The organism is Geotalea uraniireducens Rf4, from assembly GCF_000016745.1.
Taxonomy (GTDB): domain Bacteria; phylum Desulfobacterota; class Desulfuromonadia; order Geobacterales; family Geobacteraceae; genus Geotalea; species Geotalea uraniireducens.
Genome location: NC_009483.1, coordinates 3,148,174 through 3,166,333 on the forward strand (window position 1 = coordinate 3,148,174; position 18,160 = coordinate 3,166,333).

Below are 18,160 nucleotides of genomic sequence, written 5' to 3' on the forward strand. Positions count from 1 at the left end.
AAATTCAAATTGTAGGGGCGCGGCCTTGGCCCGCCCTTGTCGTCAAATCAGACCTTGTTGCTCTATTCACATCAGGCAAAGGCGGGCGACCCAAGGGTACGCCCCTACAAAACCCCTTTTTTTACAAAATATCGGCCTAGCAGAAGTGGAATAGCAATCATTTTGCGTTATAATTAACGCATTGTAATTAGTCTCACAAATCCTGTTTCACGGCAGAAGGTGAACTATGCTCCGCATGCCTGCAAAATGGAAGTTGACCCCCCTTTCGATTGCAGTAATCTATATGCTTATCGGGGTGTTGTGGGCAGTTGCAGCCAATCTGTTCTTTTCGGGTCCATACGACGAACCTTGGACATTTATTCGCATGGAAGCGACCAACCATGCGTTTTTCATTATTTTCACCGCCTTGATACTCTACTTTCTCATTCACCACAGCTTGGAAGAGATCATGCAGGGCAAGGAAGCGCTCCACAGGGCCAATCGCGCCTTCAAAGCGTTAAGCGACTGCAACAAGGCCCTCATCCATGCTACAGACGAAGTGCGGCTGATGGAGGAAATATGCAGGACCTTTGTCGAAGCAGCCGGTTATCGGCTGGCGTGGGTGGGAATAGCCGAGGATGACGAAGAGAGGACCGTCCGGCCTGTGGCCCAGTGGGGAGACGAGAAAGGATACCTGAACGGTTTGAAGCTATCCTGGTCGGAATCCGACTGGGGGCAGGGGCCTACCGGCACTGCAATACGTTGCGGCACAACGTGTGTAGTGCAGAACATCCTCCTGGACCCGCGATGGAAACCGTGGCGGGAAGAAGCGCTGAGACACGGCTTCGCTGCATCGATTTCCCTTCCCCTGACTTCCGGAGAGCGCCCCTTCGGCGCGCTGGTCATTTTTGCCGGCGAAGAAGGTGCCTTTGACAACAGGGAAGTCAAACTCCTTGAAGAACTGGCGGACGATCTGTCATACGGCATTGCCGCGCTGCGTACAAGCGCCGACCGAAAGAAGGTGGAGAAGGAGCGCAAGCTGCTCGCTTCGGTGATTCAACAGGCGCTGGAAGGGATCATCCTCCTCGACGGCAACGGCTTGATCCAGTATGCCAATCCGGCTGTGGAGACCATCACCGGCCATGCCCCGGACAAGATGATCGGCAACAACCTCCAGACCCTGGACTGCGGGCCTCACATGCGTGGATTTTATTCGGCCATATGGGAGGCCATCTCCCGCGGCGAGGTACGGATCAGCAACTCCATCCACAAGGGTAAAGACGAGCGGCCGTACGACATAGACGCTGCCATCTGGACCATTTCCGATGACTCCGGCGCTGTCAGCAACTACGTTGCCCTGATCCGTGACGTTACCCATGAGGTTCAACTGGAAAGGCAGCTGAGCCAGGCGCAACGGATGGAAGCCATCGGGACCCTGGCCGGCGGCATTGCCCACGATTTCAACAACAACCTCGCTTCCATCATAACCTGCACCGAGATGGCGCGAGACGATGTTCCGGAAGGGAGCCCCATGCGCGAACTTCTGGACGTGGTGCTCAAGTCCAGCTACCGGGGCAGAAACCTGGTCAAGCAGATCCTCACCTTCAGTTGCCAGGTCGAACAGGAGCGGCAACCGGTACAGGTCGAACGCATCATAAGCGAATGCCTTAAGCTGTTGCGGGCCTCGTTCCCCACATCCATCGAGATCAGCCAGAATATCGCCGGCCGGCCGGGGCTGGTTCAGGCCGATCCGACCCAGATGCACCAGATCGTCATGAACCTGTGCACCAACGCCGGACATGCCATGCAGGCAAATGGAGGGAAGCTGGATATAATGCTGGTCAACATTGACCTGGACACCGCCGCCGTCTCCGGTTTCCCGGATTTGCCGTCGGGCCCGTACCTGAGGCTGACCGTGCAGGATACGGGGCACGGCATGGACAGTGCGACGATGGAGCGCATTTTCGATCCATTTTTTACCACCAAGGGACACGGCGAAGGGACCGGTCTCGGACTGTCGGTCGTTCATGGTATTGTCAAGAACCACGGAGGGGCGATCACGGTCAATAGCGAACCGGGCAAAGGAACCAGCTTTCACGTCTTTCTTCCCCGCATCGACCATGAAACGGAATATGGAACAATCGATACGAACATGTCGACTCCCCGCGGGAGAGAACGCATCCTCTTTATCGACGATGAAGAGGACCTCGTCTTCGCCGGAAAAATGATGCTTGAGCGACTGGGCTATGAAGTCGTGGCGAAAAAGGACGGCGGCGAAGCGCTGGAACTGTTCCATACCCAGCCGAACGACTTCGACCTGATCATTACCGATCAGACCATGCCGAAAATGACGGGCACAGAGTTGACGAGGGAGATCCTCCGCATCCGCCCAGACATACCCGTCATCCTTTGCACCGGCTTCGGCCACGCGGCCAGGGACTTTGCCACGAAAGAGGGACAGGTAGCGGCGGGTATCCGTGAACTGGCGCTGAAGCCCCTCGACCGGGCGGAAATGGCCAAAACCATCCGCCGGGTGCTTGACCAGCAGGATAGTACGGAGGAAGCCCCATGGCAAAGATACTCATAATCGATGACGATGACCTGATGTGTCAGTCGTTGTCCCTTGTGGCAGGCCGCTGGGGGCATGAGGTCACCTGCACCCACACCCTGGGAGCAGGGCTGGAAAAGGCCTCCTCACAGGCGTTCGACGTGGTTTTTCTCGATGTGAGGATGCCCGACGGCAACGGGCTGGACATGATTCCCAGAATCGAGGCGACCACCTCTTCCCCGGAAATCATCATCATGACCGGCTTCGGCAACCCTTTGGGGGCAGAACTGGCCATCAAGAGCGGCGCCTGGGATTATATCGAGAAAGGCTCGTCGGTCAAGGAGATAACCCTTTCCCTTGTCCGCGCCCTGGAATACCGGAAACAGAAGAGGAACGGCAAAAGCGCAAGGAATGTGGTGGTCCTGAAGCGGGAGGATATCGTCGGCAACAGCCCGAAGACGAAGGTCTGCCTCGAACTGGTGGCCCAGGCTGCGGAATGCGACGCAAACGTGCTCATCACCGGCGAAACAGGATCGGGAAAGGAGCTCTTCGCCCGGGCGGTACATGAGAACAGCCGGAGAAACGGGAGAAACTTCGTGGTGGTCGATTGCGCGGCGCTCCCGGAAACGCTCGTCGAGAGCCTCCTCTTCGGCCATGAAAAAGGCGCCTTCACCGGTGCGGAACAGAGCCGGGAGGGGCTGGTTCTTCAGGCGAACGGAGGGACGCTCTTCCTCGACGAGGTGGGAGAACTCCCCCTCTCCATGCAGAAGGCGTTCCTGCGGGTTCTCCAGGAACACCGCTTCCGGCCGGTCGGGGGTCACCGTGAAATCGCCAGCGATTTCAGACTGGTGGCAGCGACCAATCGGGACCTGGACCGCATGGTACGTGACGGCCGATTCAGGGAAGACCTCCTATTCCGCCTCCGTTCCTTCGTCATCGAGTTGCCCCCCCTGCGGGAGCGGCCGGAAGACATCAGGGAGCTTGCCGGATATCATGTGGACAAGCTGTGCGAACGTTACGGCCTTTCGGCCAAGGGATTCTCACCCGAATTCATGAAAACGCTCGCCGCATATCCGTGGCCCGGCAATGTGCGGGAGCTTGTCAACAGCCTGGAACGAACCATTGCCGCAGCCCGGCTGGAGCCGATTCTCTTCCCGAAACATCTGCCGGTGCAGATCCGCGTCCAGGTGGCGCAGGCCTCGGTGCGAAACGGACCGGACGCCGACCGTCCGGAAGCTGCGCCTCCGGCGGGATTTCCGAAATTGCACGATTTTAGGGAGTCCGTCTATGCCCAGGCGGAAAAGCAATATCTCCACGACCTGCTGGCACTCTCACAAGAAAACATGAACGAGGCATGCCGGCTGTCCGGCCTGTCCCAGTCCCGCCTCTACGCCCTTCTCAAAAAACAGGAAATCTCCCATCCCTAAACCTGATGGAACGCAGAAAAATCGGAAAAGGAGGATAAAGGCGGATTAAACCGGAACCCAGAAATCTCAGGTTTTAAATCCGTTTTTTCCTCTTTTTCCGCCTTTTCTGCGTCCCATTGGTTTTAAGGTGTTCACCATGTCCGAAAGAAGTGTCGTTCTATGATTTTTCCTGCCGGACAGGAATAATTCCTGCGCCGCAGGATAAATATCCACCGCATATCCCCCCGCCTTCAACTTACCGACCTCATCATCCCACATAACCAGCTGACATCACTGATTTATTTGTTTTGTTAACAAATTCCAACAACATGGCATCTCCGTTGCTCTTACCAGGGTAAACAACCCTTCAGGGAAAACATTTCGAAAGGAGATCGCCATGAACGCATTAATCAAAAGCTCGATGTCAGGAAAGATCGTAAGCGGAGTGATCATAGCACTTGTACTCGCCGGAACGATTTTCGTCTCCAGCATAGCCGATGTAGGCCAGAGGGGCGGAATCCTGGCGAACCTCTTCATCGGATTCATCGGTGCCATCATCGCCATCCAGCTCGTCCCCGGCCTGATTCTGTTCGGGGCAATGGTCAAGGGGCTATGCAGCCTGTTCCGCAAGGAAAAAGAACTACAGGTCGAAACCCGGGAATCGGAATGAACGGCGTTTTCAGCCTGTGAAAGGGAGAGAACAATGGACGAGCGAGGAATTCTCATAGCGGACAGAGATACCGAGTTCCGCAAGCAGGTGGCCGACTATTTCAGAGAAGCGGGCTACCAGGTGGAGACGACGGATTCGGCGGTCCATGCGTTCTGCAGCATCCTGGAAAAGCAGACCCCCGTTGTCCTGTTGGGTAACGATTTCGATAAAAAGGTCAACTCGGCGGACCTCATACACCTGCTCAAGAAATGCAACCGGCGCCTGGCCGTGATCCTGGTTTCCGATGAACTCCCCTTGCCGCTTATCAGGAAAATCAGGAAGGAAGGGATATTCTACCACGCCCTGAAAACGGCCGGGCCCAAAGACAGCGAGGAAATACATCAGGCGGTGGAATGCGCTTTCACGAACCGCCACGATAACTCACAGCAGGAAACCACAAGGAGGAAATCATGAAAACAAAGGCATGGATATGCGGCATTGCAGCCGTGGCAACGGGGTCCGGCTCCCTCGCCTTCGCTGCGCCGCAGACGAGAGAAGACGGCAGCGGCATCGCGATCGCCATCTTCCTCGCCTTCTGCGCACTGATCGTCATCGGCCAGCTTCTCCCCATCTTCCGCACCAGGAAGGCCGAAGACGAGGCAGCGGAAGTCGAAACAGTTAAAGCAGAGAGTGAAGAGGATGAGCAGCAGGTTGACCGGTGAGCACCGTCATTGATTCAAGAATCCCCCTCTTAAGATTAAGAGGGGGTGGGGGGAGTTATGAGGTTGTAACCCCTCCCGGCCTCCCCTTAAACCAAGGGGAGGTGTAGTTCGCCCTGAGGGGGGAGGACTTCGGGATGAATCCCCCGGCTCCAGAAATAAACGTATTTCTGATTTCAAGACAAGGAGGAAGGTACAGTGAAAACAGAGATTATAAAATGGACGCTCCGTCTTCTCCCGGCGCTCGCCCTGCTCGCCGCCGTTTCCATGGCCTCTGCCGCGGAAGCGGGCGGACCGGGCTACGCATACGGCGGCATTACCGGGAAAAGCGGCAACTGCCTGGACTGTCACGGAAATGCGAAAAATATCGGCGACCGGTATTTCATCGACCCGGTGAAATACGAACACACCAATCACGCCAGAATCGGCTGCCCCGCCTGCCACGATTCCATCGGCGGTGGACATCCAGGCGACCAGCTTGTCCCGGCCAAAGCCGGTTGTCTTGAGTGCCACGGCGACACGGCCGAGGAATATGCCCGGACCGCTCATGCGGCAAAAGCTGCCTGCAACGACTGCCACAACCCGCACCTGGTGCACGCCCCCAACGAAATATCAGGGCAGGAGATGAACAGGATGTGCGCCACCTGCCACAACAACGAAGGGATGGTTGCAAAGCACGCCAGGTGGCTGCCGCAGGCCGACCTCCATCTCGGCATGCTCCCCTGCATCACCTGTCACACCGGATCGAAAAATTACGTCATCACCCTTTACATCATCAAACGGGAGGGATACAAGCGCAACGGAGAGTTTAAACTGGCCGGCCACGCAGAGCTGGAAAAAATTGCCGGAGCTAAAGGGATCCGCTCCATGATCGACGGTAACGGCGACAACTACATCTCCCTCGCCGAACTGGGCCTGTTCAACCGCAACCCCGCTTACAAGCATCTGCGTCTGCAAGGGGTGCTGACCCCGGAAACAGTGACCCACAACTTCGAGATCCTTGAAAACCGCTGGGACTGCACCTTCTGCCACGCCTCCGGCCCCGACGCCATGCAGACCAGTTCTATCGCCCTGCCGGATAAAAGCGGCGCCTTCCAGCGGGTCGCAGTGGAGAAAGGGGCGGTTCTCGACACGCTCAACGGCCCGCCCGATTTCTATCTGACCGGGGCCTCCCGCAACGCATCGCTCAACAAGATCGGCCTGGTCATCATTGCCGGCGGCATGGTCATGCCGGTCGGACACGGCTTCCTGCGTTTCCTGACGCGGAAGAACAGAAAAGGAAAGGAGCACCAGTCATGAGTAAACATACGATGATCTATCTTCAGCCCACCCCGGTGCGCATCTGGCACTGGCTCAACGCCCTGGGCATCGTCACCCTCTGCATAACCGGCGCGCAGATCCGCTTCCCGGAATACCTGGCAATTTTCGGCAGCTACAAGACGGCCATCCTCCTCCACAACACGGCGGGGATCGTCGTGGCCGTCTCCTTCTCCCTCTGGTTCTTTTACTACAAGATGATCGCCGGCACCCTGCTCAAGCTGTATGTCCCCAACCAGGAGGAGTTGCAGCACGGTCTCCTCAGGCAGGCAATCTTCTACTTCTTCAGGTACTTCCGCGGCGACCCGAGCCCGCACCACGCGACGCCGGACAACAAGTTCAATCCCATGCAGAAGTCGGCCTATCTCGCCATCATGTTCGTCCTTATGCCGCTCGTGAGCCTGACCGGCATCCTGCTGATGAACGTCACGCCCCTGCGGGAACTGGTGCTCCTGAGCGGCGGCCTGAAGATTCTCGTATCGGGGCACTTCCTCCTGGCGAGCTCGCTCTGCGCCTTTCTCTTTACCCACGTCTACCTGGCGACGCTGGGGCACTCCCCGATGGCGCACATCAAGCCCATGTGGACCGGGTGGGAAGAGGCGGAAGAGCATGGAGAAGTAAAACAGACGGAACAGGGGAATAACTGACGCACTGCGCCTGAACCCGAAAGGAAAGGAGGCCCATCATGCTCGGACATATGATCGGACAAACGAAACGGCTGGAAGATAACCATCCCCGCAAAGCATTCACCGCCGCGGCACAAGACGATATGCGCCGGCTTCAATCCCTTTCCCGCCGGGGCCTCTGGGCGATGGCGCTCTTCCTCCTGATCAGCGCCCTGGCGCTCTGCCTGCGGGACATCAACCTGCTCGTCCCCCTTCCCGAAGGTATACGGCAGATACTCGGCGCCCCGCCCCCCCCGATCCTGGTGCACATCGCCCTGGCCGTCTCCACGGTCTCCGCCCTGGTCCTCATCCTGGGTAGGGCAGTGGGAAGCGCCAGGCCTTGCCACAGCTGGATCAACATCGGGCTGCCGACGGTTTTTTACCCGCTCTATCTGGTTACCGAACCGCTGGATGTAAACTTCCTGGTCGTTCTGGTCGTCGGGCTCTCCATTATCACGCTTGAGCATCTCACCGTCTGGAGATATTCATCCAGGGCGATTGCGGAGGAGAGGGACCGGCTGGGGAGACGGTTGTAGGTGTTGAGATCGGCCGGACGATGTGAATACGGAAAAACACACCCGTAGGGGCGGGGTCACCCCGCCCCTACACCCCGCCCCTACACCCCGCACACCCCGCCCCTACACGGTTCATCCCCCCAGAGCATCCCCATCTCAAGAAAAGCATCCTTGACACCCCAAATGGTATGACACATCATCATACCAATGAAAGCGAGGTGCCCAATGGCAAAAGCAAAGCTTGCCGTAACGCTCGACGAAAAAACGCTCTCCGAGGTTGATAGCCTGGTCAAAAGACGCGTGTTTCCCAACCGCAGCCGTCTCATCGAGGAAGCGGTCCGCGAGAAGGTTTCCCGGTTGAACCGCGATCGTCTGGCCCGCGAATGCGCCCTGCTCGACCCGGACTTCGAAAAGTCCATGGCCGAAGAAGGAATGGGAGAGGAGCTGAACGAATGGCCCGAATACTGAGAGGGGACATCCGCTGGGCCGATCTCAACCCTGTGCGTGGCAGCGAGCAAGGGAGACTGCGACCTGTCCTCATCCTGAGTCACGATGTCTTCAACGCCCGCTCCGGTACAGTCATCGCCGTAGCGATAACCAGCCAGCCGCCGCGCGCCGGCTTCCCCCTCACCCTCGAACTTTCCTCCCCAATACTTCCCAAGCAGTCCTGGGTCAAGATCAGCCAGATCCGGACGTTATCTGTCGAACGCATCGGTAAGAAGATCGCCGAGGCAAGTCCCGAAGAGTTGAACCATGTGATCGATGGGTTGAGCGAGATCGTGGGATAATTCGGGGGGGAGGATGGGGATGGTCATGGCGGTTGCACCTGAAGAAGAAAGAGATACCACGAACACTGCGTTTCTGTTATAGTTTTGCCATCAAAGGAGATGACCATGAAAAGCGCGTCAGTCACCGTCAAACTGCCGGAACCGGTCAAAACACGTCTGGACCGTCTCGCCAAGGCCACACATCGGAGCAGGTCGTCTCTCGTTTCGGCCGCTGTCGAAGAGATGCTCTCCGTGGAAGAGTGGCAGATTCAGGGAATCAGGGAAGCTTTGCATGAGGCCGATTCCGGCAACCTGATTGCCCACGAAGAGATCAAACTTGAATGGGAGACACGGCGTGCACGTCAAGTGGACAAGTAAGGCACGTCGTGACTTGTACAGCGTCGATGGTTACATTTCACAGGACAACCCCACCGCTGCTGCAGAAACGGTTCTGAAAATCATTGCCGCCGTAGAATCGCTCTCCCAGCACGCGGAAATGGGGCGGCCCGGCAGAGTCCCCGACACTCGGGAACTGGTCATTCCCGGTCTCCCCTTTATAGTCCCCTATCGCATCAGCAGTTCCACAATCGTCATCCTTCGTGTCTACCACACATCCCGCAAGTGGCCAGATCAGCTTTAACCCCGAGATCTCGACAAACACTGGCTTTGCCGATTTCTTAGCCCTCTTTGAAAAAGGGGGGTGAAACCTGGGGAATCCCCACGCATGTGGGGAACACGCGCCCCGCCCGGCTGACCGGAGGCGTAAAGCCGCACCCCGGCCTCACCGATCCAGACGAGGAGGCACCCCACCCGGCTGGCCAGCACCACCGCATTGTGGGAGACCCGCGTCCCCGGCTCCAGCATGAGGCAGGCAACGCCGCCGACGGGGACATGGGTGCGGACCCCGGTCTTGTCCACCACAACGAATGCGCCGTCGAGCACATCAAGGTTCCCCTTCTCAACGAAGAGGACCGAGAGGCGGTCTTTGATGGGGATCGGTTTCAATGGGGGAAGAATGGGTTCGGTCATGGGGCGCTCCTTAAAATCGGAAAATATAAACGTAGGGGCGGGGTCTCCCCGCCCGGATTCTGATTCTCCGGGGTCTCCCCGCCCGGATTCTGATTCTCCGGCAAAAGCGGGCGGGGAAACCCCGCCCCTACGTCATCATTGGCAAACAGGGGGCGGGGTGATGACCCCGCTCGTAGGGGCAATCTCCGTGTGGTTGCCCCGATTCTGGTGTTATAACGGCGGGCACCCACACGGGGGTGCCCCTACGTTGGATATTCATCGTCTTCTGTCCATTTCGATGGATTGAAATGGATGTATTCCCGGATGCCGGCCAATTCCGCTTCGTCGCGGATGACGCGCTCGAAATAATTGCGTTGCCAGACCGGCACGCCCGGATTGTCGCGCATGAAGTTGATCTGCTTCGTCGTCTGGTATTTGAAAAAACCAACAATCTGCCCAAGCGTCGGTTTCCGTAGGGGCGGGGTCCTCCCGCCCTGATTCTCCGGGGTCCTCCCGCCCAGGTTCTCCGGGGTCCTCCCGCCCAGGTTCTCCGTGGTCTCCCCGCCCAGGTTCTGATTTTCCGGCGAAAGCGGGCGGGGAAACCCCGCCCCTACGTCATCATTGGCAAACACAGGGCGGGATGACCCCGCCCCAACATCGTCATTGGCAAAAACAGGGCGGGGGAACCCCGCCCCTACGATGCAAATGATGCCTTGGAAATGGTTGGGCATGACGAAGTATTCATCCAATGCCACATTCGGAAATTTCCCCGGCAATTTTACCCACCATTCCGCCACCATCCGCCCCGCATCGTTCAGGCGCATTTCACCATCCAGAATATCGCCGAACAAACATTCCCGCCCCTGCGCGCATATCGTGACGAAATACGCGCCGTTCGAGGAATAATCGTATTCCCGCAGACGGATGGAACGACGGTGGTGAATGTCAGGGTTATAGGTCATAAAATCACCGTAGGGGCGGCCCCATGTGGCCGCCCTCGTTTCGCGTAGCAGGCGGGCGCTTCAATACGGGAAGATCGCCGAGGCCATGCGCACCATGTTTCAATCCTCGCCCGCCATTGAAGGCGGGCGCTTCTCGTCCAGTTTACGTTCGTAGTCATGGTAGCCGAGGTTTCAATCCTCACCCGCCATTGAAGGCGGGCGCTTCCAGTAACCTGTTGCGCATCATGCTGTCTCCTTTCGTTTCAATCCTCACCCGCCATTGAAGGCGGGCGCTTCTGTCCCCATTTATTGGCGACAGATTACAGCAACTTACATCCCCGATTCTGCGAACCAGGGAATTTGGGGCCTGAGCAAGGCCAGAGGCTCATCACTCTCCTGAAAAATAGTTTAAAATCAACGAAATATCTATCCGCGAACCGCCCATGTTTTTGCCAGTGCATCAGGTTCGCGTCAGACAATCAACGGCTCCTCGAAAAATATCGTGCGACTCAAACCGTAGGTCTCCACATGATCATCCCTAGGTTCAGTAAGGCGGTAAAGCCGCAGATTATCCTCTTCTTTGACGATTTCTCTCAGAAGTTTCCGGCGCAGTTCCTCAAACTTCATCTCATTCACCTGGCACTCGAACACCGACTTCTGCACCCGTTGGCCGTAGTTCTTGCATACCTGTGCCACCCTGCGCAAACGTTTCCGCCCTTTTGGTGTTTCAGTGTTCACGTCATAACAGACGACTATCCACATGGTTACCCCCGATCAATCTGAAGAAATCCCCCTGAATCCCCCTTTCTCAAAGGGGGACTTTTTCTGTGCCCACCATTCCCAAAGGGGGACATTTTTATTCCCCCCTTTACGAAAGGGGGGTCAGGGGGGATTTCTGAGCCCTTCTTGAATTGCATCAATAATCCGCTGTATCACAGCATCCGTATCACGCAATATCTGATAATTGTCGAACCTCAGAACTCTTAACTCTTCTCCGACGAGAAACCTGTCCCGCTCCTCGTCTCTCCTTGCATTTTCCGGTTCCCGATGTTGACTGCCATCAGCTTCAACCACCAATCCAGCACCGGGAGCAAAGAAGTCCACGATATAGGGTCCAATCGGCTTTTGACGATAAAACTGCACACCAAGCAACTGTTTTCCTCGTAGATGTGACCATAATCGTTGCTCAGCCTCAGTCATATTTTTTCGAAGTTCACGGGAGGCATCCTTCAGTACTCGACCATATTCTCGCATGAACGGACCTCTTTCAAATCCCCCTAAATCCCCCTTTCTCAAAGGGGGACTTATTCTGTTCCCACCACTCAAAGGGGAACTTTTTATGTTTCAGGGATTATTTTTATCCCCCCTTTACGAAAGGGGGGTCAGGGGGGATTTAACACAAACAAGTCACGGGCTGCCTTCCGGCTCCTCCCCTTCTCCCCCACAACATGCGGCAGGCAAGACTCTTTCAGAGAACAATCCTTGCAACGCTTGTCGTTCACCGGCGGCGGAAGATGACAATTCGCGATCATCTCATGAGTGGCGGCGACGACCTCCTCCAGATGCGCCCGCATGGCATCGGTAAATACAATCTCTTTCCGCTCCCGCGAACCATGCCAGTAGAGTGCCCCTTTCTCCACATTTATGTTGAGCATCTCTTCCAGGCAGACCGCCTGGGCCAGGAGCTGCAACGCCTCATGATGTCCGGCGCGATGACGGCCCGACTTGTACTCCACCGGATAGGGAACGTCACCGTGGAACTCCACCAGATCGGCCTTGCCGACCAGCTTCAACCGGCAGCACCAGATGGGCAAGGCACGTTCATAGCGCACTCCAGCAATCTCGTGGGAGGATTCCGCGTCAACATTCTCATGTACGTCGCGGCCGCGCATGGTGTAGAGGTTCTCGTGAAAGGTCTGCTCCACATGGATCAGGGCGCACTGGCGCGGGCAGTAGCTGTAATGCTCCAGGGCGGAGATCATGATGGGGTCGGAGGGTTCAGGTATCATCGAAACAAAACTCCTTTGGGTTGAACTATTGCAAATTTTGCAACAGCTGAGTGCGGTTCAAATCCCTTCCTGCAACTACCAAATTGCGCAGACGGTATCTGCGTAATTGGCCAAGTCAGGTAAAACAAACGCATCTGTTCGACATTGCGTTTGGAAAACCCGCGTCCAAACCGGCTGGTCAAGTCATGGGCCAGCCGTTCAATATCTTTTCTCCATATGCTGCACGTTCGCGGCCACCCTGTTCGCTCTCGACTATCCGGCGTCCAATTTCCCAATAAGTGGCAGTCATGATGGAGTTCACCGCCCGCGAGGAGGCCCGGCGGGCCTCCTCCAAAAGGCTTACGACACCTGAGAGCATGGCTTCGTAGTCGGTTACGGGCGGGTGATGTGCGGATTTCTTTTTCTGCTGGTCATGAGAAGCTCCGGTGGCTAATTTCTTTAGTAACCGTCAATAATCTCCGGCCTGAGCCCACGCACTTCTTGCCGCACCCTGGATTTTGGTTGCTCGTAGGGGCGACACTGCCGTTGAAAGCCAATCACTGTCCGTCAGCGAACTAAACAAAGATTTCCCGCTGAAATCCATTATTAAAGGATACAGGTTCCTGTGAATTGATATCTGACTCAACAAAACCGACATCATCAATAAATTTTTGCACGACATCCTTGAAATCAGGAACGTCATCGTGAATGTAAGGGTTTGTGTCGCTCTTCCATGCTGCTTTGTCTGGCATTCCCTTATGGTGGCCGTCAATTGCAATTGATGCTTCATGTATTTTGAATTTACTCGCATATCCGGCTCCCCACGAAGCATGAGGCACACTGCCACGACGTCCGCCGTTTTCAAGATAGTTCTGAAATGCCTGTTGGTACTTGCCGAGGTCATGCAATAGACCCGTCATTTTGAAAATGGGTTTGTATTCCCGACGACAGGCAAATGATTCCACAAGATTAGCGGTTTCATGCAGATGCTTTGCTAGAAGGTGCTTATCTTTGTTATCGTTTTCCGAATGGGCATAATAATCCGTCATAATTCAGCCTCTTCATGCCACAACCCCGCAAACCGTCCATCCTCCGCCACATGCGCTATCGTTGCTTTAAAATCCATAGCCGTCCTTCTCCGCCTTCCCCAAATATCGGAAATAACTCTCCATCACCTCTCCCGTAGCCCGTTCTCCCACTCCAAAACAGAATATTCTTTGCAGTAAAAAATCAGACGATTGCAAAAAAGCGCCGCCACTTTATAGCGTCAAAACCAAACTTATTTCAAGAAGTTAATTGAAAACCGTTATAAAACAATCGACAACCTAACGCGGCATAGGTAACCTTTTACAAGACTTCCCGCCTCTAAAATCCCCACGCTGGCAGCCTACCACACTACTATGACATAATACGTCGCAAATACCGCAATCCATATTTTATCAATCATCCGGGCACAAACGTAGGGGCGCGGCAAGCTAAAACCGGGCGCGGCAAGCAGCGCCCCTACGGTTCGTTTGCCGGGTTTTCCTTGTCCATCGTCCATCTCAGCGGTTTAGGATTTAGATAGTTGAAGTGACAAGCTGTTTCCGATATGCTAGATTGTGTTCGCAATTATGTTGAACAAAAAGGGACAATGCGTATGCATACCAAAAAAGAAGTGTTGGCCGAAGCCCTGAATCTCCCGCCGATAGAGCGAGCCGAGCTGATCGAGGAGCTCCTCACCAGTTTCGAGTTCCCCGACCGCCGACGCCTCGACCGGCTCTGGGCTGAAGAAGCGGATGATCGCATAAAGGCATTTAAACAGGGTGAATTTGAAACGATCCCGATGGAAAAAGTCTTCGCCAAAATCAATCGGTGAACAAGTCAATGAAAATCAGGTTTTTCCCATCGGCTGAAGCTGAGCTTCAAGACGCCGTCAACTACTTCAACAGCCAATGCGAAGGCCTCGGATTCGAGTTCGCTGCGGAGATACAGCGAACGATCGAACGCATAATCAGCAATCCAGAAGCATGGACGAAGCTCTCCGTTTATTGCCACCGGTGCCGCACCAAACGTTTTCCCCATGCCGTGATTTACTACATCGAAAACAACCTGCTCTTCGTTGTCTCCATCATGCACATGAAACGCGAGCCAAACTCCTGGCGGACGTACTTGCCGCCTCACAAGCAATAAGCTTCTTCACAATAAGTCCCGTTTTCGCCGTCAACATCCAGACCTAAACTCGGCAGTTGGCCGTTGCTGGATAATTGAGGTTGAAGGTATCGAAGGGGGAAGGATATGGCCGAGATGACCGACAACACAGCAACTGCAAGCTTTTCTACCCTCGACGAGGGACCAATCCCGGAGGAACTCGCAGCCGCCCATAAGAAGATCGCCCTCGACACCATCATCCCGGTCATGATCGAGGCGATGCCGGATTACGTGCTGGTCCTCAACCGGCAGCGCCGGGTGCTGGCGGTCAACAGCCGCCTGCTGAAAGCCTTCGGCATAGCGGATGCCCGGATACTGATCGGGTTGCGGCCCGGCGAGGTCATGCACTGTATTCATGCCGATGAAAGCCCGGACGGCTGCGGCAGCGGCAAGCATTGCCGAAAATGCGCGGCGGTGATGGCCATTGTCGAAACCGAGCTGACCCATGGCCAGGTAACCAAAGAGTATCGAATCACCGTCGACAAGGGAGAATGGGGCGCACTCGACCTGGAGGTGTTGGTGACGCCGCTGGAAATTGCCGACATGCAGCTGAATCTGTTCGTCATGCGTGATATCAGCGCGGAAAAGCGGCGGAAAGTTTTGGAGCAGGTATTCTTTCACGACGTGATCAATACTGCCGGAGGCATACATGGACTGGCCGAGACGCTGGCTGAGGAAAACGCGCTCGATGCGGATGAGGAAAGGCACTACAAGCAGTGGATGGTTACCCTTTCAGGCAAGCTGGTTGACGAGATTCTCTATCAGCGGAACTTGCTGGCGGCGGAAAAAGGGGAATTCAAACCGAACCTGGGGATTGTCGAGGTGGGAGAGCTTTTGCGCGAAGAGCATGCGCTCTACGCCAAGCATGGGGTAGCTGCAGACAGAAACCTGGTCCTCGGCCCGGTAACCGAGTGCAAGATCATCAGTGATGGGGCAATCCTGCGGAAGATCCTCGGCAATCTCGTCAAAAACGCACTGGAAGCCACGCAAAAGGGGGGAACGGTGACTCTGTCCTGCGTTGAGGACGATGAATGGCTCACCTTCCACGTCAATAACCCCGGCGTGATGCCGGAGGATGTGCAGCTCCAGCTCTTCCAGCGTTCGTTCAGCACCAAGGCAGCCGAAGGGAGAGGCATCGGCACTTACAGCGTCAAGCTGTTCGGCGAGCGCTACCTGAAAGGAAAGGTGGCCTTCACGAGCCAAGAGCCCGATGGGACCACCTTCACTTTTTCCATGCCCAAGAGTACATAAAAAAAGGGCGCTGCACCAGCGCCCTCGAAATTTACCATCAACCATCAACCATCAACCATCAACCATCAACCATCAACCGCCGACCGCCTTTACCACCGACCGCCGACCATCGACCACCGACCGCCTTTTCAAGCGTACTTCACCAGATCCACCATATCCCGCACCGCCCTATCCAACCCAACCAGCACCGCCTTGGAAATGATGGAGTGGCCGATGTTGTACTCCTCGATGCCGCCTAAGGCCGCGACCTTCCTGATGTTGGCGTAGTTCAGCCCGTGACCGGCATTTATCCCCATGCCGAGCTTTCCGGCGAGCTTTATGGCGTTTTCGATCTTTGCCAGCTCCGCCTGTTCGCTCTTCCAGTCACGCGCTTCGGCGAAGGCGCCGGTATGGATCTCGATGTAGTCTGCACCCGTCTTGTCGGCCGCCTTGATCTGGTCGGGATCGGGATCGATGAAGAGGCTGACGATCAGGCCGCCGTCCTGCAGCCGCTGCACCGCTTCTTTTATGCTTTCCAGGTTGAGCCGCACGTCGAGTCCCCCCTCGGTGGTCAGCTCCTGCCGCTTCTCCGGCACCAACGTGCACATGTCGGGCTTGACGGATATGGCGATGTTGACCATCTCGTCGGTGGCGGCCATCTCCAGGTTGAGTCTCGTCTTCACGGTCTGGCGCAGAAGCTTCAGATCGCGGTCCTGGATATGCCTGCGGTCTTCACGCAGATGGATGGTGATGCCGTCGGCGCCGGCCAGCTCGGCTATGGCGGCCGCTGCTACCGGGTCGGGCTCGACGCCCCCCCTCGCCTGGCGGATGGTGGCGACGTGATCGATATTGACCCCCAGTTTAGCCATGTTCGCTTCCTCCGATGTTTTTCTCGACCAGCTCGGCAATCTCCTTGGCCCAGCCGGTAATCTGGTACTTGTCCTGACCTTCAAGCATGACGCGCAGGAGCGGCTCAGTGCCGGAGTAACGGATCAGGATACGCCCTTCGTCCTTCACCTTCGCTTCGATGTCTCCTATCAGACCCGCCACTTCCGGGATGGTCATGACGTCTCTCTTCTCGGTTACGCGGACGTTGACGAGCACCTGGGGGAGCGGAATCATGACCTCGGCCAGCTCGGAAAGGCGCTTGTTATGACGCTGCATGACGGCCAGCACCTGGAGGGCCGAAAGCACCCCGTCACCCGTGGTATTGTGGTCGAGGAAGATCATGTGGCCGGACTGCTCGCCACCCAGGTTGTATCCACCCTTCTGCATCTCTTCCACCACGTAGCGGTCGCCGACAGCGGTTTTTATCACCCTGCCCCCCGCTTTTTTTACGGCGATATCGAGCCCCATGTTGCTCATCACCGTGGCAACGAGGGTGTTCTCGCGCAGCTTGTTCTGCTTCAGCATGTCGGTGGCGCAGATGGCCATGATATGGTCGCCGTCCACCTCGTGGCCGAACTCGTCGACAAAGATCACCCGGTCGGCGTCGCCGTCCAGGGCTATCCCCAGGTCGGCCCGGTGCTCCTTGACCGCCTCGCTGATAATATTCGGATACAGGGAGCCGCAGCCGGCATTGATGTTGGTGCCGTTCGGCTTCACGCCGATGGCGATGACCTCCGCCCCAAGCTCCTCAAGCACTGCCGGGGCAACCTTGTAGGCGGCGCCGTTGGCGCAGTCCAGAACAATCTTGAGCCCGGACAGATCCAGGTCTTTGGGAAACGTGCTCTTCAGAAAGACGACGAATCTACCGACGGCGTCGTCGATCCGGTAGGCCTTACCCACTTCGGTGGCAATGGGGCGGAGGGAATCGATCTTGCCGGAAAAAATCAGCTCTTCGATGCGCAGTTCCATCTCGTCGGGAAGCTTGAAGCCGTCGCGGGAAAAGAACTTGATGCCGTTATCCTGAAAAGGGTTATGGGAAGCGGAGATGACCACCCCTGCGTCCGCGCGCATGGATGAGGTGATGTTGGCGATCCCCGGGGTCGGCAGCGGTCCCACCTGGAGCACGTCAACACCCATGGAGCAGATGCCGGCGACGAGGGCGTTTTCTATCATATAACCGGAAAGACGGGTGTCCTTGCCGATGACGATCCGGTGCCTGCGCTTGCCGTTCCTGAATATATAGGCGGCAGCCCGCCCTATCTGCATGGCCATCTCCGTGGTCATGGGATAAACGTTGGCCACCCCCCTGACGCCGTCGGTACCGAACAGTTTTTTCATTTTTGCACCTCC

At 56.4% G+C, this 18,160-nt stretch carries 24 protein-coding genes and 1 pseudogene; 15 read left to right on the forward strand and 10 right to left on the reverse strand.

Annotation, left to right across the window (positions count from 1 at the left end; genetic code table 11):
* Positions 1 to 235: 235 nt before the first annotated feature.
* Positions 236 to 2,566, forward strand: a complete 2,331-nt coding sequence (locus tag GURA_RS13770) for a hybrid sensor histidine kinase/response regulator (protein WP_011939557.1) — start codon at positions 236 to 238, stop codon at positions 2,564 to 2,566.
* On the forward strand, positions 2,548 to 3,954 hold the full coding sequence (locus tag GURA_RS13775; RefSeq protein ID WP_011939558.1) for a sigma-54-dependent transcriptional regulator: 1,407 nt from the start codon (positions 2,548 to 2,550) through the stop codon (positions 3,952 to 3,954). Before GURA_RS13770 ends, GURA_RS13775 begins: the two co-directional genes overlap by 19 nt.
* A gap of 66 nt (positions 3,955 to 4,020) precedes the next feature.
* Here the strand turns inward: GURA_RS13775 and GURA_RS24350 are convergent, their stop codons facing one another.
* The gene (locus GURA_RS24350) at positions 4,021 to 4,212 is read right to left on the reverse strand and encodes a hypothetical protein (protein WP_157046210.1); all 192 of its coding nucleotides are present in this window, start codon (positions 4,210 to 4,212) and stop codon (positions 4,021 to 4,023) included.
* Between the two features lie 118 nt (positions 4,213 to 4,330).
* On the opposite strand from GURA_RS24350, the gene GURA_RS13780 reads away from it, so the two are divergent.
* The 10 genes from GURA_RS13780 to GURA_RS13825 all read left to right on the forward strand — a co-directional run bounded on the left by GURA_RS13780 (position 4,331) and on the right by GURA_RS13825 (position 9,205).
* A complete protein-coding gene (locus tag GURA_RS13780; RefSeq protein WP_011939559.1) occupies positions 4,331 to 4,603 on the forward strand; it encodes a hypothetical protein in 273 nt (90 codons plus the stop codon).
* A 33-nt stretch (positions 4,604 to 4,636) separates the two neighbouring features.
* Positions 4,637 to 5,056 (forward strand): DNA-binding transcriptional response regulator, encoded by a 420-nt coding sequence (locus GURA_RS13785; protein WP_011939560.1) that lies wholly within the window; start codon positions 4,637 to 4,639, stop codon positions 5,054 to 5,056.
* Positions 5,053 to 5,304 (forward strand): hypothetical protein, encoded by a 252-nt coding sequence (locus GURA_RS13790; RefSeq protein WP_011939561.1) that lies wholly within the window; start codon positions 5,053 to 5,055, stop codon positions 5,302 to 5,304. The genes GURA_RS13785 and GURA_RS13790 overlap by 4 nt, the downstream gene beginning before the upstream one ends.
* 195 nt (positions 5,305 to 5,499) lie before the next feature.
* Positions 5,500 to 6,600, forward strand: a complete 1,101-nt coding sequence (locus GURA_RS13795; protein WP_011939562.1) for a cytochrome c3 family protein — start codon at positions 5,500 to 5,502, stop codon at positions 6,598 to 6,600.
* Positions 6,597 to 7,265: a cytochrome b/b6 domain-containing protein gene (locus GURA_RS13800; protein WP_011939563.1), complete on the forward strand. Its 669-nt coding sequence runs from the start codon at positions 6,597 to 6,599 to the stop codon at positions 7,263 to 7,265. Before GURA_RS13795 ends, GURA_RS13800 begins: the two co-directional genes overlap by 4 nt.
* Before the next feature lie 38 nt (positions 7,266 to 7,303).
* Complete coding sequence (locus GURA_RS13805; RefSeq protein WP_011939564.1) at positions 7,304 to 7,819, forward strand: hypothetical protein; 516 nt, start codon at positions 7,304 to 7,306, stop codon at positions 7,817 to 7,819.
* A gap of 204 nt (positions 7,820 to 8,023) precedes the next feature.
* On the forward strand, positions 8,024 to 8,266 hold the full coding sequence (locus GURA_RS13810; RefSeq protein ID WP_011939565.1) for a CopG family ribbon-helix-helix protein: 243 nt from the start codon (positions 8,024 to 8,026) through the stop codon (positions 8,264 to 8,266).
* Complete coding sequence (locus tag GURA_RS13815; protein WP_011939566.1) at positions 8,251 to 8,586, forward strand: type II toxin-antitoxin system PemK/MazF family toxin; 336 nt, start codon at positions 8,251 to 8,253, stop codon at positions 8,584 to 8,586. Before GURA_RS13810 ends, GURA_RS13815 begins: the two co-directional genes overlap by 16 nt.
* A gap of 105 nt (positions 8,587 to 8,691) precedes the next feature.
* Positions 8,692 to 8,943: a CopG family ribbon-helix-helix protein gene (locus tag GURA_RS13820; protein WP_011939567.1), complete on the forward strand. Its 252-nt coding sequence runs from the start codon at positions 8,692 to 8,694 to the stop codon at positions 8,941 to 8,943.
* Complete coding sequence (locus GURA_RS13825) at positions 8,921 to 9,205, forward strand: type II toxin-antitoxin system RelE/ParE family toxin (RefSeq protein ID WP_011939568.1); 285 nt, start codon at positions 8,921 to 8,923, stop codon at positions 9,203 to 9,205. Before GURA_RS13820 ends, GURA_RS13825 begins: the two co-directional genes overlap by 23 nt.
* On the opposite strand, the gene GURA_RS13830 is transcribed toward GURA_RS13825, so the two are convergent.
* The 7 genes and pseudogenes from GURA_RS13830 to GURA_RS13855 all read right to left on the reverse strand — a co-directional run bounded on the left by GURA_RS13830 (position 9,202) and on the right by GURA_RS13855 (position 13,551).
* Complete coding sequence (locus tag GURA_RS13830) at positions 9,202 to 9,594, reverse strand: CRISPR-associated endonuclease Cas1 (RefSeq protein WP_011939569.1); 393 nt, start codon at positions 9,592 to 9,594, stop codon at positions 9,202 to 9,204. The two genes, GURA_RS13825 and GURA_RS13830, sit on opposite strands and share 4 nt — an antisense overlap.
* Before the next feature lie 242 nt (positions 9,595 to 9,836).
* Positions 9,837 to 10,535, reverse strand: a complete 699-nt coding sequence (locus GURA_RS13835; protein ID WP_011939570.1) for a transposase — start codon at positions 10,533 to 10,535, stop codon at positions 9,837 to 9,839.
* Positions 10,536 to 10,985: 450 nt separating this feature from the next.
* The gene (gene cas2, locus GURA_RS13840; protein WP_011939571.1) at positions 10,986 to 11,276 is read right to left on the reverse strand and encodes a CRISPR-associated endonuclease Cas2; all 291 of its coding nucleotides are present in this window, start codon (positions 11,274 to 11,276) and stop codon (positions 10,986 to 10,988) included.
* Between the two features lie 120 nt (positions 11,277 to 11,396).
* Positions 11,397 to 11,768 carry an endonuclease domain-containing protein gene (locus GURA_RS13845; protein ID WP_041245458.1) on the reverse strand — a complete coding sequence of 124 codons (372 nt, stop codon included), beginning with the start codon at positions 11,766 to 11,768 and terminating at the stop codon, positions 11,397 to 11,399.
* Positions 11,769 to 11,896: 128 nt separating this feature from the next.
* The gene (gene cas4, locus GURA_RS13850) at positions 11,897 to 12,523 is read right to left on the reverse strand and encodes a CRISPR-associated protein Cas4 (RefSeq protein WP_011939573.1); all 627 of its coding nucleotides are present in this window, start codon (positions 12,521 to 12,523) and stop codon (positions 11,897 to 11,899) included.
* Positions 12,520 to 12,881, reverse strand: a pseudogene (locus tag GURA_RS25370) (DUF1016 N-terminal domain-containing protein). The gene cas4 and the pseudogene GURA_RS25370 overlap by 4 nt, the downstream one beginning before the upstream one ends.
* A 196-nt stretch (positions 12,882 to 13,077) precedes the next feature.
* Positions 13,078 to 13,551, reverse strand: a complete 474-nt coding sequence (locus tag GURA_RS13855; RefSeq protein WP_011939575.1) for a CRISPR-associated endonuclease Cas3'' — start codon at positions 13,549 to 13,551, stop codon at positions 13,078 to 13,080.
* A 590-nt stretch (positions 13,552 to 14,141) separates the two neighbouring features.
* Between GURA_RS13855 and GURA_RS13860 the strand changes: the two genes are divergently transcribed.
* The 3 genes from GURA_RS13860 to GURA_RS13870 all read left to right on the forward strand — a co-directional run bounded on the left by GURA_RS13860 (position 14,142) and on the right by GURA_RS13870 (position 15,943).
* Positions 14,142 to 14,360, forward strand: coding sequence for an addiction module protein (locus GURA_RS13860; protein WP_041245459.1), 219 nt, complete (start codon positions 14,142 to 14,144; stop codon positions 14,358 to 14,360).
* 8 nt (positions 14,361 to 14,368) lie between these two features.
* The gene (locus GURA_RS13865) at positions 14,369 to 14,674 is read left to right on the forward strand and encodes a type II toxin-antitoxin system RelE/ParE family toxin (RefSeq protein WP_041245460.1); all 306 of its coding nucleotides are present in this window, start codon (positions 14,369 to 14,371) and stop codon (positions 14,672 to 14,674) included.
* Between the two features lie 105 nt (positions 14,675 to 14,779).
* A complete protein-coding gene (locus tag GURA_RS13870) occupies positions 14,780 to 15,943 on the forward strand; it encodes a sensor histidine kinase (RefSeq protein WP_011939578.1) in 1,164 nt (387 codons plus the stop codon).
* A gap of 128 nt (positions 15,944 to 16,071) precedes the next feature.
* Here the strand turns inward: GURA_RS13870 and GURA_RS13875 are convergent, their stop codons facing one another.
* Both GURA_RS13875 and glmM read right to left on the reverse strand, forming a co-directional pair.
* Positions 16,072 to 16,791, reverse strand: a complete 720-nt coding sequence (locus tag GURA_RS13875; RefSeq protein ID WP_011939579.1) for a pyridoxine 5'-phosphate synthase — start codon at positions 16,789 to 16,791, stop codon at positions 16,072 to 16,074.
* Positions 16,784 to 18,148 (reverse strand): phosphoglucosamine mutase, encoded by a 1,365-nt coding sequence (gene glmM, locus GURA_RS13880; protein ID WP_011939580.1) that lies wholly within the window; start codon positions 18,146 to 18,148, stop codon positions 16,784 to 16,786. Before glmM ends, GURA_RS13875 begins: the two co-directional genes overlap by 8 nt.
* Positions 18,149 to 18,160 lie beyond the last annotated feature (12 nt).

Excerpts from the sequence above, each read along its gene's own strand:
- GURA_RS13770 (WP_011939557.1), top strand. The coding sequence starts at position 236 with ATGCCTGCAAAATGGAAGTTGACCCCCCTTTCGATTGCAGTAATCTAT.
- GURA_RS13775 (WP_011939558.1), top strand. The coding sequence starts at position 2,548 with ATGGCAAAGATACTCATAATCGATGACGATGACCTGATGTGTCAGTCG.
- GURA_RS24350 (WP_157046210.1), bottom strand. The coding sequence starts at position 4,212 with ATGTGGGATGATGAGGTCGGTAAGTTGAAGGCGGGGGGATATGCGGTG.
- GURA_RS13780 (WP_011939559.1), top strand. The coding sequence starts at position 4,331 with ATGAACGCATTAATCAAAAGCTCGATGTCAGGAAAGATCGTAAGCGGA.
- GURA_RS13785 (WP_011939560.1), top strand. The coding sequence starts at position 4,637 with ATGGACGAGCGAGGAATTCTCATAGCGGACAGAGATACCGAGTTCCGC.
- GURA_RS13790 (WP_011939561.1), top strand. The coding sequence starts at position 5,053 with ATGAAAACAAAGGCATGGATATGCGGCATTGCAGCCGTGGCAACGGGG.
- GURA_RS13800 (WP_011939563.1), top strand. The coding sequence starts at position 6,597 with ATGAGTAAACATACGATGATCTATCTTCAGCCCACCCCGGTGCGCATC.
- GURA_RS13805 (WP_011939564.1), top strand. The coding sequence starts at position 7,304 with ATGCTCGGACATATGATCGGACAAACGAAACGGCTGGAAGATAACCAT.
- GURA_RS13810 (WP_011939565.1), top strand. The coding sequence starts at position 8,024 with ATGGCAAAAGCAAAGCTTGCCGTAACGCTCGACGAAAAAACGCTCTCC.
- GURA_RS13815 (WP_011939566.1), top strand. The coding sequence starts at position 8,251 with ATGGCCCGAATACTGAGAGGGGACATCCGCTGGGCCGATCTCAACCCT.
- GURA_RS13820 (WP_011939567.1), top strand. The coding sequence starts at position 8,692 with ATGAAAAGCGCGTCAGTCACCGTCAAACTGCCGGAACCGGTCAAAACA.
- GURA_RS13830 (WP_011939569.1), bottom strand. The coding sequence starts at position 9,594 with ATGACCGAACCCATTCTTCCCCCATTGAAACCGATCCCCATCAAAGAC.
- GURA_RS13835 (WP_011939570.1), bottom strand. The coding sequence starts at position 10,535 with ATGACCTATAACCCTGACATTCACCACCGTCGTTCCATCCGTCTGCGG.
- cas2 (WP_011939571.1), bottom strand. The coding sequence starts at position 11,276 with ATGTGGATAGTCGTCTGTTATGACGTGAACACTGAAACACCAAAAGGG.
- GURA_RS13845 (WP_041245458.1), bottom strand. The coding sequence starts at position 11,768 with ATGCGAGAATATGGTCGAGTACTGAAGGATGCCTCCCGTGAACTTCGA.
- cas4 (WP_011939573.1), bottom strand. The coding sequence starts at position 12,523 with ATGATACCTGAACCCTCCGACCCCATCATGATCTCCGCCCTGGAGCAT.
- GURA_RS13855 (WP_011939575.1), bottom strand. The coding sequence starts at position 13,551 with ATGACGGATTATTATGCCCATTCGGAAAACGATAACAAAGATAAGCAC.
- GURA_RS13860 (WP_041245459.1), top strand. The coding sequence starts at position 14,142 with ATGCATACCAAAAAAGAAGTGTTGGCCGAAGCCCTGAATCTCCCGCCG.
- GURA_RS13865 (WP_041245460.1), top strand. The coding sequence starts at position 14,369 with ATGAAAATCAGGTTTTTCCCATCGGCTGAAGCTGAGCTTCAAGACGCC.
- GURA_RS13870 (WP_011939578.1), top strand. The coding sequence starts at position 14,780 with ATGGCCGAGATGACCGACAACACAGCAACTGCAAGCTTTTCTACCCTC.
- GURA_RS13875 (WP_011939579.1), bottom strand. The coding sequence starts at position 16,791 with ATGGCTAAACTGGGGGTCAATATCGATCACGTCGCCACCATCCGCCAG.
- glmM (WP_011939580.1), bottom strand. The coding sequence starts at position 18,148 with ATGAAAAAACTGTTCGGTACCGACGGCGTCAGGGGGGTGGCCAACGTT.